This is a genomic window from Muricoccus radiodurans, from assembly GCF_050154705.1.
Lineage (GTDB): Bacteria > Pseudomonadota > Alphaproteobacteria > Acetobacterales > Acetobacteraceae > Roseomonas > Roseomonas radiodurans.
The window spans coordinates 4,293,715-4,311,324 of sequence record NZ_CP189561.1; the positions used below are offsets into that span (position 1 = coordinate 4,293,715).

The following is a 17,610-nucleotide window of genomic DNA, read 5'->3' on the forward strand; positions in this document are numbered from 1 at the left end:
GGGACGCCCGGTCAGAACTCCTCCCAGCTCGCGTTGCTCGCGACCGGCTTGCGGAGGGCGCTGCCGTCCTGGGCGGCGCGGACAAGCTTCAGCGGGCCGGGACGGGCCGGCGCGGCGGCGCGATCCGGGCGCCGGAGCGTCGCGACGTTGGACCGGGCGGCGCCGTCGCTCCCGACCTGGAACCGGTCCGTGAGCTGCGTCAGCCCCTCCGCCTCCTGGCTCAGCGCGTGGCTGGCGGCGGTGCTTTCCTCGACCATGGCGGCGTTCTGCTGGGTCACCTGGTCCATCTGGTTCACCGCCGTGTTCACCTCGGCCAGCCCTGTCGCCTGCTCCTGCGCGGAGGCGGCGATATCGGCCACCAGCCCGTTGATCTCCGAGACCTGGGCGACGATCTGGCCGAGCGCCTGACCGGTCTCGCCCACCAGCTCCACCCCGCGGCCGACCTGCTGCGTCGAGGTCGAGATGAGCGCCTTGATCTCCTTCGCCGCCTCGGCCGAGCGGCTGGCCAGGGCGCGCACCTCCGTCGCCACCACCGCGAAGCCGCGGCCGGCCTCCCCGGCGCGGGCCGCCTCCACGCCCGCGTTCAGGGCGAGAAGATTCGTCTGGAAGGCGATCTCGTCGATCACGCCGATGATCTGGCTGATCTCCCCGGCCGACCGCTCGATCTCGCTCATCGCCGCGACGGCGTCCTGCACCACACGGCCGGAGTGCTCGGCGCCGGCGCGGGCCTTGGCGACCACCTGGCGGGCGTGGCCCGCGCCCTCGGCCGTCTTGCGGACGGTGGCGGTGATCTGCTCCAGCGCGGCGGCGGTCTCCTCCAGGCTCGCGGCCTGCTGCTCGGTGCGGCGGGACAGGTCGTCGGCGGCCTGGCTGATCTCGCCGGTGCCGGTGCGGATGGCCCGCGCGCTGCCGACGACGGTCTGCATCGTCCCCTGCAGCCGCTCCATCGCGGCGTTGAAGTCCTGGCGCAGCCGCTCATAGGCCTCCGGCAGCGCGGTCTCGAGGCGATGGGTCAGGTCGCCGGCGGCCAGCCGCTCCAGCCCCGTGCCGATGCTGCCGACCACGAGGGCGGCCGCCGCCTGCTCGGCCTCCCGGCGGGCCCGGTCGGCCTCGGCGCCGGCCCGGCTGGTCTGCCGCTCCACCTCCGCATCGGCCTCCGCCTTCGCGATGGCGGCCGCGCGGAAGCTGTGCATCGCCCGGGTCATGCGTCCGACGCAGTCCTTGAAGCCGGTGTAGTGGATCGGGCTGTCGAGGTCCCCGGCCGCCAGCGCCTCCATCCGCACGACCGTGTTCACGTAGGGCGTGGCGATCAGGCGGCGGAAGAGCCCGCCGAGGCCCGCGGCGAGGAGCACCGCGACGCCGGAGGCGAGGAGGCTCCACTGCACCAGGCCGGGCGCGGCGGCGCGCAGCGCGGCGAGGTCGCCGTCCCGTGCCAGCGACGCCACGCTGAGGCTGTTCCAGACCGTCACGGCGCCGAGGGCGAGCACGATCGCCGCGCAGGAGCCGAAGGCCAGGGACAGCTTGCGCCGGATGGGGGCGTCCTGCTCGAACCAGCGGATCAACGTCATCTCCTCAGCCTGCGACGGCCGGGAGGTTACGACGCACTTCTGTATGGACGATGAACCGTGCCGCATCCCGCGCCCGACAGGGATCCCGGCGCGCGGGGACGCGATCCCTCAGTTCCGACCCTGCGGCCGGGCGGAGATGTCGGACGCGATCGCTGTGGCGCGGCGGGCGGGCCGCCCGGCGCGCCCTATCGCCGCTGCCGCGGCCCCACCACCTGCGAGTCGCGCGGCGAGCCGACGCGGGTGGCCTGGTCGTCGCGGGCGCCGGTGATGTTGGCGGCGCAGGTGCCGTTCTCCAGCATCGTGCGGTAGCCGGCCGCGGTCGGGCCGCAGGCGCGGATAAGGTATTCCCGGTTCGGGCCGGTGGCGTCCACCACGTCGCGGACGAACTTGTCCACCTCGGTGTTCGCCTGGGCGCGATCCACGGGCGGCTTCGGGGAGGCGGCGATGCAGGCGCGCCAGGCGGCCACCGCCGCGTCGCAGGTGGCGTCCCCGGTGCTGGACGGCGTAGCGCCGAGGGTGCGGGAGCGGGTGCGCACCTCGCCCTGCTGCTGCGGGCCGGTCCGGTCCGCCCGGTCCTGCGCGAAGGCCGGTGTGGCGAGGACCATCAGGGCGGGAAGGAGTAGGGCCGGAAGAGCGGGCGCGGGTCGGAAGGAGCGCATCGAGTCCTCGCGGAAGAGGGCGGACCAAAATTTGGGACGGCTGGGACACATCTAGCCCGGACCGGGGGCGGAACACAAACCTCTCGGGGTCACGGGCGCGCGCGTGGCGCGGCGGCGTCGGGCGCGGCATCATCGGGGCATGTCCTCCCCCTGGTCCTCCAAGCCCGGCCCGCCCCCCGTGCTGCCCCCCGTGCCGCCAACCCCGCCGCCGGCCATGGCCGCCCCGCCCTCCGGGCTCGAGGCGGACCTGCTGGTGGACCGCCGCCGGCTGAAGCGCAGCCGCGGATTCTGGCGGCTGGTGGCGGTGCTCGTGATCCTCGGCGGGATCGCGGCGGCGACCGGATCGGCCGAGGTGAATGTCGGCTGGTCCGGGCTCAGCGGCCCGCATGTGGTGCGGCTGACCGTGTCGGGGACCATCACGGACGACCGGCGGCTGGTCGAGGCGATCGACCGGGCGACGCGGGACGATTCGGTGCGGGGCCTCGTGCTGGTGGTGGACAGCCCCGGCGGCACGGTGGCCGGGGGCGAATCGCTGCACGCCGCCCTCTCCCGCTTCCGGCAGTCGAAGCCCGTGGTGGCGGTCTTCGGCGGCACCGCGGCCTCCGCCGGCTACATGATCGCGATGCCGGCGGAGCGCGTCTTCGCGCGGGAGAGCAGCGTCACCGGGTCCATCGGGGTGCTGCTGCAGTCCTTCGACGTGCAGGAGGGGCTGGCGCGGCTCGGTGTGCGGGCGGAGGCCATCACCTCGGGCCCGCTGAAGGACCAGCCCAGCCCCTTCCGGCCGCTGACGCCGGAGGGCCGGGCGGCGCTGCAGTCCGTGGTGTCCGACCTGCACGCGCAGTTCGTCCGCATGGTCGCGGAGGGCCGGCACATGCCGGAGGACCGGGTGCGCGCCCTGGCGGATGGCCGCATCCTGACGGGGCGCCAGGCCCTGGCCGCCGGGCTGGTGGACGCGATCGGCGGGGAGCCGGAGGCGCGGGCCTATCTCGCGGAGACGCGGGGCATCGCCGCCGACCTGCCGATCCGGGACCTGCGGGCCCGCAACCTCCGGGACCGCGCCCTGGGCGGCTTCGGGGAGGCGATCGGGGCCGGCTTCGGCCGGGCCCTGGGGGGTGCACTTAAGGCGTTGATTTCCGAAGGTCTCAGCGTTGACGGCGGCTGGGCGCTTTGGCAGCCTTCCGCGCGCTAGGGACCATGGCGGTCCCGGCGGGCGACCGGGGGGCAGGGGTGACGAGGTCGGAACTGATCGCGGCGCTCGCCGGGGCCAACCCGCATCTGCGGCAGCCCGACGTGGAGCTGATCGTCTCCACCATCTTCGAGGAGATCACGGCCGCGCTCGCCCGCGGAGACCGGGTGGAGCTCCGCGGCTTCGGCGCCTTCTCCGCGAAGAAGCGGGATCCCCGGACCGGGCGCAACCCCCGCACCGGCGAGTCCGTTGCGGTGTCCGGCAAGGCGGTTCCCTACTTCAAGCCGGGCAAGGAACTGCGGGAGCGGGTGAATGGCGGCCCGTTGCAGCGGACCCGCGCCAAGGCCGGGGCGGGGAGCTAGGCCGGGTCGCGCGGGGCCGCGGCGGCCGGCGGCGCGAACCGGGGTTGCCAGACGACCGGGGAGGGCGTTTCAGGGGCGCGGAGGCGAACCGGGAATGCCCTCGGTTTCCAGGAGACTTCGAGGATGTGGCGCTGGCTGCTGATCACACCGCTGCTGCTGCTGCTGGTGCTCTTCGCGCTGTCGAACATGCAGCCGGTGGCGGTGGGGCTCTGGCCTTTCGACCTGACCTGGCAGGCCCCGCTCGCGATGGTCGTGCTCCTGGCCGCCGCGCTCGCCTTCCTGCTGGGCGCGCTGGTGGCCTGGTGGGCCGGGCTGCCGCATCGCCGCCGCGCCTGGGAGGCCCAGCGCGCGGCCAAGCGGGCCGAGGCGGAGCTGACCGAGTTGCGCGCGAGGGAGGCGAAGCGCGTGGAGGCGGAGACGCTGGCCCGCGACCGCGCGATGTACGCCGCGCCCTCGGATGGGCGGGCGGTGCGGGTGGTGGGCTGAGGCACCTCCCGCCGGCCTGAGGCGCAACGGGCTCTCTCGAGGAGAAGTCCTCCTGCCCCACGGCGCGGCGCACCTGGCGGGGATCGCGCGGAAGCCGATCACCGTGACGGAGTGTCATCTCGACGAGGTGCACTGATCCGGTCCACGCCGCCGCGCGAAGAGAGCCCGTGCATCCCTGCGCGAAGGCGCAGGGCCGCCATGCCCGGCGGTCCCTCGCCCTGATCCCGGCGCGGGGCTAAGTCTCGCCCCAGCGGGACGGGGTGCAGGGCATGATCGGACGGCCGAACCGGGCGGGGGTGATCGCGGCGCTGGACACGGCCGATGCGGCGGTCGCGGAGCGCTGGGCGGCCGCGGTGGCACCGCATGTCGGGCTCGTGAAGATCGGGCTGGAGCTGTTCTGCGCCGCCGGGCCCGGTGTGGTGGCGCGGATCGGGCAGCGGCGGCCGGTCTTCCTCGACCTGAAGTTCCACGACATCCCGAACACGGTGGCCGGTGCGGTGCGCTCGGCATGTGGACTGGGTCCGGCGATGCTGACGATCCATGCCGGAGGTGGTGCCACGATGGTGGCCGCCGCCCGCCGCGCGGCGGAGGAGGCGGGCGGTGCCAGCCGCCCCGCGATCCTGGCCGTGACGGTGCTGACGAGCATGGATGCGGCGACCCTGGCCGAGACCGGCGTCGCGGGCGGCCCGGCGCAGCAGGTGCTGCGCCTGGCGCGGGTGGCGCTGGAGGCCGGGGCGGACGGGCTGGTCTGCTCCCCGCAGGAGGTGGCGCTGATCCGGGCCGCGCACGGGGCAGGGCCGTTGCTGGTCGTGCCGGGCGTGCGGCCGGCCGGCGCGGCGCGGGGCGATCAGGCACGTCTGGCCACGCCGGCCGAGGCGGCGGCGGCCGGGGCGGACTGGCTGGTCGTGGGACGGCCGATCACCCAGGCCGCGGACCCCGCGGGGGCGGCGGCCGCCATCGTGGCGGAACTGGCGGCATGAGCCCCGGCCCGGCCCCCGAGGGACCGCCGCTGCCGGGGGATGGCGCGCGGCCCCAGGTGAAGATCTGCGGGCTGAACGACCCGGACGGGCTGGACGCGGCGGTGGCGGCCGGGGCGGACTTCATCGGCTTCGTCTTCGTCCCGGCCTCCCCGCGCGCGGTGACGCCCGACGCGGCGGCGGCGCTATCGGCCCGGGCCCCGTTCGTGGAGGCGGGCGGGCCGGTTCGCGTGGGCCTCTTCGTCGACCCGACCGATGAGGAGATCGCGGCGGCGCTGGCCGCCGTGCCCCTCTGTGTCCTCCAGCTCCATGGCGAGGAGACACCGGCGCGGGTCGCCGAGATCCGCGCGCGCTTCGGCGTGCCGGTCATGAAGGTGCTGGGCATCGGGGAAGCGGCCGATCTCGACCGCCTGGCCGATTATGCCGAGGTCGCCGACCACTTCCTGCTCGATACACGGGTTCCCGGGGCGGCCCTGCCGGGCGGAAATGCGGTGGCCTTCGACTGGTCGCTGCTGGCCGGACGGGCGCTGCCGCGGCCCTGGCTGCTGGCCGGCGGCCTGACGCCCGCGAACGTGGCGGAGGCGATCCGGGTCACGGGCGCGCCGGGGGTGGATGTGTCCTCCGGCGTGGAGCGGGCGCGGGGGGTGAAGGACCCGGCGCGGATCGCGGCTTTCGCGGCGGCGGCGCGGGGCCCCGGACGCGCGGGCGGGTGACGCTTCCCCATATCGGGCTCGCGCTGCTCGTCGCGCTCGTCTGGGGGTTCAACTTCGTCATGATCCGGCTGGGGCTGGATGACGGGGTGCCGCCGCTGCTGATGGGCGCGCTGCGCTTCTCCGTCGCGGCGCTGCCGGCGCTGTGGCTGCCGCGACCGCGGATGCGGCCCTGGCGCTGGCTGGCGATCGGGTCGTTCCTCTTCACCGGCCAGTTCGGCCTGCTCTTCAGCGGGATGGCGGCGGGGATGCCGCCCGGCCTCGCCTCCGTCACGCAGCAATCCCAGGCCTTCATGACCGCGCTCATCGCGGCGGCGGCGCTGCGCGAACGCCCCTCCGCGCGGTCGGTGGCGGGGATGGCCGTGGCCTTCTCCGGCCTCGCGCTGATCGGGACGACGGTCGGGACGGGCGGGGTGACGGCGGCCGGCCTGTCCCTCTGCCTGCTGGCGGCGCTGAGCTGGGCGGTGGGGAACGTGCTGCTGCGCGGCGCGGGCCCGGCGGTCGGCGGGGCGGTGGCGCTGATGGCGTGGCTCAGCCTCGTGCCGGTCGGGCCGCTGCTGCTCCTGTCCCTCGCGGTGGAGGGGCCGGGGGCGATCGGTGCGGCGCTGGCCGGGACGGGGACGGCCGGGGTGGCCTCGATCCTCTATCAGGCCGTGCCGGCGACGCTGCTGGGCTACGGCATCTGGGGCTTCCTGATGGCGCGGTATCCGGCCTCGGTCGTGGCGCCCTTCGCGCTGCTGGTGCCCATCTCCGGCGCGGCCTCCGCCGCGATCGTGCTGGGGGAGTCCTTCGGGGCGGTGCGGCTGGCGGGAATGGCCCTGGTGCTGGCCGGGCTGGGGGTCGGGGCCTTGCGCTGGCGGCGGTGAGGAGATCCGGGGGAAGGAAGCCCCGCCAAGCGCATCTGTTTGGCCCCTATCCCGTCTTGTCAGGCGCCCCCGGAAGGGATGGCTGGCCGGTTCGCGCCGGCCCGGGAAGGGAGGGGCGCGGTATCGCTTCCCGGTCCTCACACGTCGTAATCCGTCTCCCCGATCTCCAGCGGGCGTCCGGTGGCCTCGGCCAGGGCGTCGGCGAGGCCGTCCAGCGCGTCCAGACCGGGGGTGGAGGCGATCAGGAGGTGCCGGACGGGCAGATCCGGCGATCCGCCGCGCAGGACCGCCTCCAGCCGCGCGCCGCCGCCGCCGCGGGCCGGCAGGGTGCGCCGGAGGTGGAAGCCGGCGACCCTCTCCATCGGGATGACGCGCAGCTCGCGGGTGCAGAGGATCAGCGCCTCCGCCTCCGGGGCGAGGCCGATCCGGCCGCGAACGGGGCCGAGCTCGTCCGGTGGCTGGCGGATGATGTCGAGGTCGGGCTCCGGCGCGGCCACGGCGGCGAGAGGACCGCCCCCGCCCTCCTGCCCGGGGATGGAGGCGATGGGCACGAAGCCGCGAAGCCAGGCCGCCTCCCGCTCGCTCAGGGTCGGGCGGAAGCCGGTCTCGATGTCAATGTGGCAGGCGGTGCGGAGGCGGGGATCGCGGTGATGGGCGGGGATGTCGATCCCCGGCCGCTGCAGCTCCGGCGGCCAGGCGGTGAGGCTGAGGGTGGCGGCGCCGAAACACCACCGGCGGGCGATGGCGTTGGTGGCGGATTCGTCCGCCGGCTCGCCGAGGCGGGGGCGCAGCGCGGCCTCCGCGCGGCGGAGGTTGGAGCGGGCATCGTCGGTGAACCAGATGCTGCCGCTGAGCACGGTCGGCGGCATGCCCGGCAGCAGGCCCGGCCGGATCATGGAGGAGAGCGGCAGGATCAGGCCGGGGAGGACCGACGGCGCCGCTTCCAGCGGGATGACGTCCCAACCATAGGCGCCGTGCGGGTGGATGCCGTGGCGCACGATGAGTTCGGCGCGGGGCCGGCGCCAGGGGAGCCCGGCGGCGTCCAGCAGGGTGTGGATCGGGTTCTCTCCGTCCGGCGGTGGCCGGGCACCGGGGCGGAAGAGCGCTGCGAGACGGTTCAGCACGGGTGCTGTGCCGGGAAGGTCAGCGGAGCCCCGGCAGGTCCGCGGTGACGAGGATCGTCACGGAAGCCATCGCCAGTGCGCCGAGCGCGGCCGGGACCGTCGGCAGGAGGAGAAGGCCGATCGCGAGGCGGCGCCGTCCCTCTCCCTTCAGGATGAGGGCGGCGACGGGCACGGCACAGAGAGCGGCGATCAGGATCGCGTAGGCGGTCCGCCCCATCGGCGCCGCGGCCGGGATCGAGAGCAGGTCGGAGACGAGGGCCATCGCCGCCACCGCGACGACCACGTCGAGACCGAGAAGGGTCCAGAAGGTGCGCATGAGGGGCCTCTCCGGCGGGGGCGGCGGGATGCCGCGCCGGGACATCCTGAGAGCCGGCCTGTCGCGGCGTGGTCCCGCGGCGGTCCGGCGCCTGTCGTGTCTGTCGCGGGCCGGGGCAGCCCATGGCCGGCGCGCCGTCAGCCCGATGGGCGCCGGCCGGCCAGGAGCGCGCCGACCGCCAGCGCCTGCGCCGCCGCGGCCAGGAGGAAGAGCGCCGCGCCGGAGCCGGACAGGTCCCGCAGCGCCCCGAAGGCGAGGGGCGCGAAGGCGTAGGCGGCCTGGCCGCAGGCCGTGACGAGCGCGACGGCGCGCGGCCCGTCCGCGGGGGCGAACTCGGCTTGCACGATCAGCGGGGGAAGGGAGGTGGCGTTGCCGATGCCGAACCCGAAGAGCGCTACGCCGAGCAACAGCGCCACCGGGTGGTCGCCGGCCGCCAGCAGCACCAGCGAGCCCGCGATCTGCACGGCGTAGGACGCGCAGGCCGCGATCCGGCGATCCGCCCCCGGCCGCAGCGTCCGGGCAAGTCCCATCCGGCCGGCGATGGCGCAGGCAGTCGCGAACCCCGCCGCCAGCCCCGCGCCCCCGGTGCCCAGCGCGGGGGCGAGCAGAGAGACGAGATGGGCGATGAGCCCGATCTGCGCGAAGAGGCCGAGGGCGGCCGCACCGGAGAGGGTGGCGAAGCGCTGGTTCCGCCACAGCGCGCCCCCCGGCAGGGCCGGCGGCCCGGGCATGAGCGCGGGCGGCGGCGGGGCCGCGTCGCCGTCGGGGATGCTGCCGTCCCCCGCCGGGGTGGCGCCGAGCACGCTGGCCGCCAGCCACCCGACCGTCACGACCATGACCGCGCCGACCAGCCCCGCCGCCGCCGGAAAGCCGATCGCCGCAATCAGCGCCACCCAGAGCGGGGAGAAGACCACGCCTCCGACGCTGGCGCCGTTGTAGGCGGCGGAGAGCGCGACGGGCCGTCGCCGCACGAACCAGGGCGCGACCACCGCGTTCACCGCCGCCGCGCTCGTCGTCGCCCAGCCGATGCCGGAGAGGAGGGTGACGAGGAAGAGCTGCCAGGGCTCGGCGGCCAGCGACCAGCCGAGCACCCCCAGCGCCGCCAGGACCGCCCCCGCCGCCGTGGTGCGCGGCAGGCCGAGGCGGCGGTGCAGTGCCGGCAGGTTCGCCACCACCGCGGCTCCGATCAGGAAATGCGCTGTCACCGCCGCCGAGATGAGCCAGACCGGCCAGCCCCGCGCCGCCTGGACCGCGTGCAGGAAGACCGGCGGCCCGTAAAAGCCCACGCCCCAGCCGAAGGCTGCGAGGACGAAGGCGGCGCGCACGGCCCTCCAGCCACGGAAGGGAGCGGGGGCGGTCGCGGCGGGTGGGGTCATGGGCCCAGGCTGCCCGGCCGGGCGGGGCCGTTGCTACGGCCCCGGCCGAAGCGCGACGGGCGTTCCCCGATTCCCGCCGCGGCGGTATGACGCCGCCATGACCAAGCCGCTCCTGCCCAACTCCCTCCGCCAGGGTCCCGACACCCGCGGCCGCTTCGGCGACTTCGGCGGCCGTTTCGTGGCCGAGACGCTGATGCCGAACATCCTGGAGGTGCAGGAGGCCTATGAGGCCGCCCGGAAGGACCCGGAGTTCGAGAAGGAATGGCGCCGGCTGCTGAAGGACTATGTGGGCCGCCCGTCGCCGCTCTGGTTCGCGGAACGCCTGACAAAGCACCTCGGCGGCGCTCGCATCTACTTCAAGCGGGAGGAGCTGAACCACACCGGCGCGCACAAAATCAACGCCGTGCTCGGCCAGATCCTGCTCGCCCGCCGCATGGGCAAGACGCGCATCATCGCGGAGACCGGCGCCGGCCAGCACGGCGTCGCCACCGCCACGGCCTGCGCGCTGTTCGACCTGCCCTGCCTGGTGTTCATGGGCGCGACCGACGTGGAGCGACAGAAGCCGAACGTCTTCCGCATGAAGCTGCTCGGCGCCGAGGTGAACGCCGTGACCGCCGGCGCCGCGACGCTGAAGGACGCGATGAACGAGGCGCTGCGCTACTGGGTCGCGAATGTCGAGGACACCTACTACTGCATCGGCACCGTTGCGGGGCCGGCGCCCTATCCGCAGATGGTGCGCGACTTCCAGTGCGTGATCGGCGACGAGACGAGGGAGCAGTGCCTGGCCATCGAGGGGCGTCTGCCGGATGCGGTGGTGTGCGCGGTGGGCGGCGGCTCCTCGGCCATGGGGATCTTCCATCCCTTCCTGGACGATGAGTCCGTGCGGCTGATCGGCGTGGAAGCGGCCGGCCACGGGCTGGAGAGCGGCGCCCACGCGGCCGCCATCAACGGCGGCGCGCCGGGCGTGCTGCACGGGAACAAGACCTACCTGCTGCAGGACCGGCACGGGCAGATCACCGAGGCGCACTCCATCTCCGCCGGCCTGGATTATCCGGGCATCGGGCCGGAGCACTCCTGGCTGCACGAGATCGGGCGGGTGGAATACACGGCGGCCACCGACGACGAGGCGCTGGACGCCTTCCAGCTCTGCTCGAAGCTGGAGGGGATCATCCCGGCGCTGGAATCCGCCCACGGGCTGGCCGAGGTCATCAAGCGGGCGCCGCGGATGGATGCGGACCAGATCATCGTGCTGAACCTCTCGGGCCGCGGCGACAAGGACATTTTCACCGTGGCGCATCACATGGGGGTGGATCTGTGAGCGGCGCGCCGGCCGGGCGGATCGCGCGGCGCTTCGCGCAGCTCCGCGCCGAGGGGCGCGGCGCGCTGATGCCTTTCCTGGAAGCCTACGACCCTGATCCCGCGACGAGCATGGCCATCCTGCGCGGCATGCCCGGCGCGGGGGCGGACCTGATTGAGCTCGGCGTGCCCTTCACCGATCCCGCCGCGGATGGGCCGACCGTGCAGAAGGCCGGGCAGCGCGCGCTGAAGGCCGGCGGCACGCTGGCCGGCGCCATGGCGATGGTGCGCGACTTCCGCCGCGACGACGACGACACGCCCGTCGTGCTGATGGGCTACCTGAACCCCATCCTGGCCTACGGGCCGGAGCGCTTCTGCCGCGACGCGCGCGAGAGCGGCGTGGACGGCCTGATCATCGTGGACATGCCGCCGGAGGAGGCGGACGAGGTCGCGCCCTTCGCCGAGGGTCTGGACATGGTCCGGTTGGTGGCGCCCACCACGGTCGCGAACCGCCTGCCGATCGTGCTGAACGGGGCGAGCGGATTCATCTACTACGTCGCCATCACCGGCATCACCGGCACACGGTCGGCGGACCAGGCGGAGCTGGCACGCGCCATCCCGCAGGTGAAGGCACAGACGGACCTGCCCATCGCCATCGGCTTCGGCGTCCGCACCCCGGCCCAGGCGGCGGATGCCGTGCGGGTGGCGGATGGGGCGGTCGTTGCGTCCTCCCTGATCGACGCGCTGGAGAAGACGCTGGACGAGCAGGGGCGGGCAACGCCCGGCAGCGTGCGCGCGGTGCTGGACGGGGTGCGGGCGCTGGCCGAGGGCGTGCGCGGGGCGCGGGGTTAGAGGCGGATCGCGGGTCGCTCCGGGGAAGGCTCCGCCTTCCCCTTGCCCCATCCGCCAGGGGCGAACGCGCCCCTGGACCGCGTTCAATCGGGACAGCCGGAAGTGGAGAACCCTGCGTTTAGCGGATGCCAAAGGAAGGGGGCCTCCAACAGACCGCGGGGTCCGGGGGCCACGTTTGGCCCCCGGCGGAGGGTCCGGAAGGCAGCGCCTCCCGGCGCCGCCCGTCAGGCGTTCAGGCCGGCATCCACGACGATTCCCGTGCCCGTGATCTGGCGGCCGCCGGGACCGGCCAGGAAGACGACGGCCGCCGCGATGTCCTCCGGCGTGCCGTAGCGGCCGAGCGGCAGCATTGGCCGCAGGGTGTCGGCCAGGGGGCCGTCGGCGGGGTTCATCTCCGTGTCGATCGGGCCGGGGAGGACCATCGTCACGTTGATGCCTCGCGGCCCGAGGTCGCGCGCCAGACCGCGGGTGAGCGAAGTCAGCGCCGACTTCGTCATCGAGTAGGCGGTGAGGCCGGGGAAGGGGACGCGCTCGGCGACGTTGCTGGCGATGGTGATGATGCGCCCGCCCTTCGGCAGGTGCGGGATCGCCGCCCCCGACGCCAGGACGACGGCCCGGACGTTCACGTGCAGCAGGGCGTCCAGGTCCTCGAGAGACATGCTCTCGATCGGGCCCAGGCGAGCGATGCCCGCGTTGTTCACGAGGATGTCGAGGCCGCCGAGCGCCTTCACGGCGTCCTGCACGGAGCGCTGCACGGCGGCGGGGTCGGCGCTGTCGGCCTGGATGGAGACGGCGCGGCGGCCGAGGGCCTCGATCTCCTTCACGACGGCGGCGGCGCGGTCGGGGGAGCTGGAATAGGTGATGGCGACGTCGGCCCCGCCGCGCGCGAGGGCGCGGGCGATGGCGGCTCCGATCCCGCGGCTGCCGCCCGTGACGAGGGCGCGGCGGCCGGAGAGGTCGGAAAGGGACAGGTCTGACACGGAAGCGTCTTTCTGTGATGATCGATACAGAATAGCTAGGCGCGTTGAACCCGGCTGTCCAGGGGATTATGTGCTGATCACTACAAAAGGAGGCACCATGTCCGCACGGGGGCGTCCCAGGGGGTTCGACCGTGATGCGGCCCTGGATGCGGCGATGCATCTGTTCTGGCGGAAGGGCTTCAGCGCCACCTCCGTGGCCGACCTCTGCGCGGCGATGGGGATCGCCTCGCCCAGCCTTTACGCGGCCTTCGGGAGCAAGGAGGCGCTCTATGCCGAGGCGATCGCGCGCTACGGCGACCTCTACGGGCCGCTGATCTGGACGCCGATGGAGCAGGGAGAGACGGCGCGGGCGTCCATCGAGGGATTCCTGATGGCCTCCGCCGCGACGCTGCCGGCCTGCGACAATCCCGGCGGCTGTATGGTCACGCTCTCCACAGCACGGGAGGAGGGCTGCGGCGGGTTGGCCGATCTGATCGCCCGCACGCGGGCGAAGGCGATGGAAGGTATCCTGGCGCGCCTGGAGCGCGGGGTGGCGGCGGGGGAGTTGCCGCCATCACTGGATCTGGCGGCCATCGCGCGCTTCTACCTCAGCGTGCAGCAGGGCATGGCCGTCCAGGCCCGCGACGGGGCCGGGCGGCGCGAGCTGGAATCCGTGGCCCGCGCCGCGATGACCGCCTGGGAACCGCTGGTGGGGGCACCGGCTCAGCCGAGCGCCGCGTCCTCCAGCGTGACGGGCGCGTAGAAGGTCAGGCTGCCCGGCAGGTTGCGGAAGCCGGTGACGGCCTTCTGCATCGCGAAGGCCTGGGACCGCCAGGCGAGGCCGACGATCGGCACCTCCTCCGCCGCGGCGCGCTGGAGATCGGCGTAGATCGTGCGGCGCTTCGCCTCGTCCAGCTCCTCCCGCCCGGCCTTCAGCAGGCCCTCGATCCGCGCGCTCTCGAAGCCGAAGGAGCGGGGATAGGCGGGCGGGCCGGTGATGAAGGCGGTCACGGCATCCGGGTCCGGCCAGTTGCCGACGCTGCCCATCACCGCGAACTCGTACTGGCCGCGATTGCCCTGGGTGACGCGCGTCGCCCATTCCGGCACGCGCAGCGTCACGTCAATGCCGACATCCCTGAGGTTCTGCTGCACCACCTCGGCCGTGGCGGCGTGCAGGACGGGGGTGGAGGTGGCGAGCAGCGAGCAGGAGAAGCCGTTCGGCACCCCGGCGGCGGCCAATAGCTGGCGCGCGCGGGCGGGGTCATGGGTGAAGAGGTCCGGCGTCTCGAAGGCCGTGCCCTGGGGATAGGGCAGGGCGCCGAGCGGCGCGCCGCGGCCGAAGAGCGCGGCCTTCACCACGTCGTCCCGATTCACCGCGAAGCCCACGGCCTGGCGCACGCGGGGATCGGTGAAGGGGCCGGTCCGCGCGTTGAAGGTGAGGTACATGAAGGGACCGACGGTCGCGTCCAGCCTGAGGCGGGAATCGCCCTCGACCGTGTCGAAGCTCTGCCAGGGCAGGGTCTCGACAATCTCGACGTCGCCGGATTGCAGGGCGGAGACGCGCAGGTTCTCGTCCGGCAGGCCGCGGAAGACGATGCGGGCCACGCGCGGACGACCGGGCTTGTAGAAGCCGTCGAAGCGCTCGACCGTGATGCTCGTCCCGCGCTCCTGCGCGCCCAGGCGGAAGGGGCCGGAGCCGATGGGGAGGCCTGGCGCCGCCAGCGTGCCGCGCGCCGGGATGATCCCCGCGTGATAGCTGGCGACGAGGTGCGGGACGACCGCGCTCGGCTCCTTCAGGACGAAGCGGCCGCTGCGGGGACCGGTGACTTCCACCCGCTCCACCACGGAGAAGTCGGGGCGGAGATAGGCGGTGGAGTTCCCCGCCGTGATGCTGTCGATCGTGTGCTTCACGTCGGCGGCGGTGACGGGGCTGCCGTCGTGGAAGCGGGAGTTCTCGCGCAGGGTGAAGACATAGGCGCGGTTGCCCTCGGCGGCCCAGCTCTCCGCCATCTCCGGCACCAGCCGGCCCTGGCCGTCATAGGAGAGCAGGCCGCGATAGAGCTGGAGCTTCACGGCCATGGAGGAGGAGCCGGAATTCTCATGCGGCCGGATGTTCGGCGGGAAGTTCACGAGGCCGACGCGCAGCGTCGCGCCCTGGGCCGCGGCGATGCGGGCGCGGGCGCCGCCCGCCAGGGTGATGCCGGCGCCGGCGGCGAGGGCCGCGCGACGGGTGATCGGGTGCGTCATCGGGCGCTCCTGTTCAGGCGGCACGGGGACCGTAGACCTCGGCGGCGCGAGTGGGGGTGATGCGGCCCTCCCGGATGTCGGCCGCCACCTCCTCGGAGGTGCGCTCGGCGGGCGGGCCGTAGCCGCCGCCGCCGGCGGTGCGGATCTCGACGATCATGCCCGCCTCGAGCCCGCCGCGGCCCTGGGACATGGTGGCGCCGCCGAAGTCGAAGGCGGCGCGGCCACCGAACAGGCCGCCTTGCAGGCCATAGGGGTCGCTGCGGAGGCGGGAGCCGTCCACGCGCAGGCGGCAGGGTTCCTCGATCCGGTAGACGCGGCGCAGGCCCATGCCGCCGCGATGGGCGCCGGGGCCGCCGGAGCCGTCCACGAGTTCGTAGCGCAGCAGCGTCAGCGGATACTCGTTCTCCAGCGCCTCGACCGGCAGGTTGGAGGTGTTGGTCATGTGGACGTGCACGCCGTCCAGCCCGTCCTTCGTGGCGCGGGCGCCGGCGCCGCCGCCGATCGTCTCCAGATAGACCCAGAGCTTCCCGTCCTTCCCCTGACCGGTGAAGGAGCCGACGGCGCAGGCGCCGTTGCCGGCCGCCGTGACCTGGAGCGGGATCGCCTGCGCCAGGGCGCCGAGGATGATGTCGACCACGCGCTGGCAGGTGGAGGTGCGGCCGTTCACCGCGGCGGGGTGGCGGCAGGAGACGACCGAGGCCTCCCGCGCCGTGACCGTCAGCGGCCGGGCGAGGCCGGCATTCGGCAGGATGGTCGGGTCCACCGCCGCTTTCACGGCATAGTAGACCACGGCCAGCAGCGCCGTGTGGGTCATGTTCAGCCCGGCGCGAACCTGGGGCGGCGCCTCGAAATGCAGGCGCATCTCGTCCCCGGCCACCGTGATCTCGACCGAGAAGTCCATCGGCTCCTCGATCTCCGGGTTCTCGTAGACGTCGGCGAAGCGGTATGTGCCGTCGGGGATGGCGGCGATGCCCGCGCGCATCTTCCGCTCGGCGTAGTCCTGCAGGGCGTCGCCCGCGGCCAGCACCACCTCCACGCCGTAGCGGTGGCAGAGGGCGGTGACTCGCTCCCGCCCCACGCGGTTGGCGGCCATCTGGGCGCGGAGGTCCGAGAGGCGCTCCCGCGGGACCTGGCAGTTCAGCAGGATGAGGTCCTGCACGTCCTTCTGCAGCACGCCTTCGCGGTAGAGCCGGATCGGCGGGATGCGCAGCCCCTCCTGGTAGATGTGGGCGTGGCCGCGATCGGCGAAGTCGGAGTGATGCGCGGTGTTCACGGCCCAGGCGACCATGCGGCCGTCCACGAAGATCGGCTCCGCCAGCACGAGGTCCGGCAGGTGCGTCCCGCCGCCCTCGTAGGCGTCGTTGCCGATGAACACGTCCTGCGGGCGCATCTCCTCCACGGGGTGGCGGCGCATGATGTGGGGGATCATCTCCAGGAAGGATCCCAGGTGCATCGGCACGTGCTCGGCCTGGCAGAGCGTGTTGCCGCGCAGGTCGAAGAGCGCGACGGAGCAGTCCCGGCGCTCCTTGATGTTCGTGGAGTAGGAGGCTCGGACGAGGGTCTCCCCCATCTCCTCCGCGATGGAGGAGAGGGCGCTGCCGAGGATCTCCGTGGTCACGGGATCGAGGCGGAGCGGGGAGGGAGCGAGGTCCATTCGGCAAGGCCCGGATGCTGCAACGCAACCATAGGACCGGCGGAAGGGGGGGCGCAACGCGCTGGCGGGACGGTGACGGCCGGCGCATCATGGGCCATCCGGCCCACAGGGTCATCGGAGGAGGAAACACCATGCCAAGCTTCAGGGCCGGCCGTCGGCTGGCGATCGCCTTCGCGGGCCTTCTGGCGCTGACCGGCGCCGCCACCGCGCAGACCACCCGGCCGCAGGTGCGCGAGATCGGGGAGGTTCCGGAGTCCGCGATCTACATCGGCAATTCCTTCTTCTACTACAACAACTCGATGCACGGGCATGTCACGAGCCTGCTGCGCGCCGCGGGCGACAACCGGCCCTTCCGCACGACCTCCGTCACCATCAGCGGCTCGGGTTTCGATTGGCACGACGTCGCGTCCTACTTCCGGCCGAACGCGGTCGGGTCCTATACCTTCGATGCCGGCAACAACATCGTCTTCAACCAGAACGCCCGGCTGTTCGACATCGCGATCATGATGGATTGCAGTCAGTGCCCGATCCATCCGCGGCTGTCCTCCGTCTTCACGGAATACGCGCGGCGGCACAGCGAGACGGTGCGCGCGAACGGCGCGCGGCCCGTCTTCTTCATGTCCTGGGCCTATGCTGACAAGCCCGAGATGACGGAGCAACTCGCCGAGGCCTACACGGTCGCGGGCAACGCGAACAACGCGCTGGTCATTCCCGCCGGCCTCGCCTTCGCGCGGTCGGTGCGGGAGCGGCCGTCGCTGAACCTCTATGTCGCGGACAAGCGGCACCCGAGCCTGGCCGGGACCTATCTGGCGGCGGCGGTCACCTATGCCTCGCTGCTCGGGCGCTCGCCGGAGGGCAACCCCTACACGGCGGGGCTGGATGCGGAGACCGCGCGCTTCCTGCAGACCGTCGCCTGGCAGACGGTGCGGGATTATTACGGCGCCGGGCCCGGGCAGCGGGCGGCGAACTGAC

At 73.7% G+C, this 17,610-nt stretch carries 18 protein-coding genes; 10 read left to right on the top strand and 8 right to left on the bottom strand.

Annotated elements, in window-relative coordinates:
* Positions 1-11 precede the first annotated feature (11 nt).
* Positions 12-1,568 (bottom strand): methyl-accepting chemotaxis protein, encoded by a 1,557-nt coding sequence (locus tag ACP6CK_RS20165; RefSeq protein WP_426955096.1) that lies wholly within the window; start codon positions 1,566-1,568, stop codon positions 12-14.
* Positions 1,569-1,753: 185 nt separating this feature from the next.
* On the bottom strand, positions 1,754-2,227 hold the full coding sequence (locus tag ACP6CK_RS20170) for a hypothetical protein (protein ID WP_426955097.1): 474 nt from the start codon (positions 2,225-2,227) through the stop codon (positions 1,754-1,756).
* A gap of 139 nt (positions 2,228-2,366) precedes the next feature.
* Here ACP6CK_RS20170 and sppA point away from each other — a divergent pair, with 139 nt between their 5' ends.
* From sppA to ACP6CK_RS20200, 6 genes are all read left to right on the top strand, one after another.
* The gene (gene sppA, locus ACP6CK_RS20175) at positions 2,367-3,416 is read left to right on the top strand and encodes a signal peptide peptidase SppA (protein WP_426955098.1); all 1,050 of its coding nucleotides are present in this window, start codon (positions 2,367-2,369) and stop codon (positions 3,414-3,416) included.
* Between the two features lie 38 nt (positions 3,417-3,454).
* Complete coding sequence (gene ihfB, locus ACP6CK_RS20180; RefSeq protein ID WP_426955099.1) at positions 3,455-3,775, top strand: integration host factor subunit beta; 321 nt, start codon at positions 3,455-3,457, stop codon at positions 3,773-3,775.
* Between the two features lie 123 nt (positions 3,776-3,898).
* The gene (locus ACP6CK_RS20185; protein WP_426955100.1) at positions 3,899-4,261 is read left to right on the top strand and encodes a lipopolysaccharide assembly protein LapA domain-containing protein; all 363 of its coding nucleotides are present in this window, start codon (positions 3,899-3,901) and stop codon (positions 4,259-4,261) included.
* Positions 4,262-4,530: 269 nt separating this feature from the next.
* The gene (gene pyrF / locus ACP6CK_RS20190) at positions 4,531-5,241 is read left to right on the top strand and encodes an orotidine-5'-phosphate decarboxylase (RefSeq protein ID WP_426955101.1); all 711 of its coding nucleotides are present in this window, start codon (positions 4,531-4,533) and stop codon (positions 5,239-5,241) included.
* On the top strand, positions 5,238-5,951 hold the full coding sequence (locus tag ACP6CK_RS20195) for a phosphoribosylanthranilate isomerase (protein WP_426955102.1): 714 nt from the start codon (positions 5,238-5,240) through the stop codon (positions 5,949-5,951). Before pyrF ends, ACP6CK_RS20195 begins: the two co-directional genes overlap by 4 nt.
* Positions 5,948-6,814 (top strand): EamA family transporter, encoded by an 867-nt coding sequence (locus tag ACP6CK_RS20200; protein WP_426955103.1) that lies wholly within the window; start codon positions 5,948-5,950, stop codon positions 6,812-6,814. The genes ACP6CK_RS20195 and ACP6CK_RS20200 overlap by 4 nt, the downstream gene beginning before the upstream one ends.
* A gap of 137 nt (positions 6,815-6,951) precedes the next feature.
* Here the strand turns inward: ACP6CK_RS20200 and ACP6CK_RS20205 are convergent, their stop codons facing one another.
* The 3 genes from ACP6CK_RS20205 to ACP6CK_RS20215 form a co-directional block, all read right to left on the bottom strand.
* Positions 6,952-7,938, bottom strand: a complete 987-nt coding sequence (locus ACP6CK_RS20205) for a hypothetical protein (protein ID WP_426955104.1) — start codon at positions 7,936-7,938, stop codon at positions 6,952-6,954.
* Positions 7,939-7,957: 19 nt separating this feature from the next.
* Complete coding sequence (locus tag ACP6CK_RS20210; RefSeq protein ID WP_426955105.1) at positions 7,958-8,254, bottom strand: hypothetical protein; 297 nt, start codon at positions 8,252-8,254, stop codon at positions 7,958-7,960.
* A gap of 137 nt (positions 8,255-8,391) precedes the next feature.
* Positions 8,392-9,630: an MFS transporter gene (locus ACP6CK_RS20215; protein WP_426955106.1), complete on the bottom strand. Its 1,239-nt coding sequence runs from the start codon at positions 9,628-9,630 to the stop codon at positions 8,392-8,394.
* 97 nt (positions 9,631-9,727) lie between these two features.
* On the opposite strand from ACP6CK_RS20215, the gene trpB reads away from it, so the two are divergent.
* Both trpB and trpA read left to right on the top strand, forming a co-directional pair.
* Positions 9,728-10,948, top strand: a complete 1,221-nt coding sequence (gene trpB, locus ACP6CK_RS20220; RefSeq protein ID WP_426955107.1) for a tryptophan synthase subunit beta — start codon at positions 9,728-9,730, stop codon at positions 10,946-10,948.
* Positions 10,945-11,778 (top strand): tryptophan synthase subunit alpha, encoded by an 834-nt coding sequence (gene trpA / locus ACP6CK_RS20225; RefSeq protein WP_426955108.1) that lies wholly within the window; start codon positions 10,945-10,947, stop codon positions 11,776-11,778. Before trpB ends, trpA begins: the two co-directional genes overlap by 4 nt.
* A 224-nt stretch (positions 11,779-12,002) precedes the next feature.
* On the opposite strand, the gene ACP6CK_RS20230 is transcribed toward trpA, so the two are convergent.
* Entirely contained in the window at positions 12,003-12,758 is a 756-nt protein-coding gene (locus ACP6CK_RS20230) for an SDR family NAD(P)-dependent oxidoreductase (RefSeq protein ID WP_426955109.1), read from the bottom strand.
* A 97-nt stretch (positions 12,759-12,855) separates the two neighbouring features.
* On the opposite strand from ACP6CK_RS20230, the gene ACP6CK_RS20235 reads away from it, so the two are divergent.
* A complete protein-coding gene (locus ACP6CK_RS20235) occupies positions 12,856-13,500 on the top strand; it encodes a TetR/AcrR family transcriptional regulator (RefSeq protein WP_426955110.1) in 645 nt (214 codons plus the stop codon).
* On the opposite strand, the gene ACP6CK_RS20240 is transcribed toward ACP6CK_RS20235, so the two are convergent.
* The gene (locus ACP6CK_RS20240) at positions 13,461-14,984 is read right to left on the bottom strand and encodes an ABC transporter substrate-binding protein (RefSeq protein WP_426955111.1); all 1,524 of its coding nucleotides are present in this window, start codon (positions 14,982-14,984) and stop codon (positions 13,461-13,463) included. The two genes, ACP6CK_RS20235 and ACP6CK_RS20240, sit on opposite strands and share 40 nt — an antisense overlap.
* Before the next feature lie 13 nt (positions 14,985-14,997).
* Complete coding sequence (locus ACP6CK_RS20245) at positions 14,998-16,638, bottom strand: hydantoinase B/oxoprolinase family protein (protein WP_426955112.1); 1,641 nt, start codon at positions 16,636-16,638, stop codon at positions 14,998-15,000.
* A 131-nt stretch (positions 16,639-16,769) separates the two neighbouring features.
* On the opposite strand from ACP6CK_RS20245, the gene ACP6CK_RS20250 reads away from it, so the two are divergent.
* Positions 16,770-17,609 (top strand): hypothetical protein, encoded by an 840-nt coding sequence (locus tag ACP6CK_RS20250; protein WP_426955113.1) that lies wholly within the window; start codon positions 16,770-16,772, stop codon positions 17,607-17,609.
* Position 17,610: the final 1 nt, after the last annotated feature.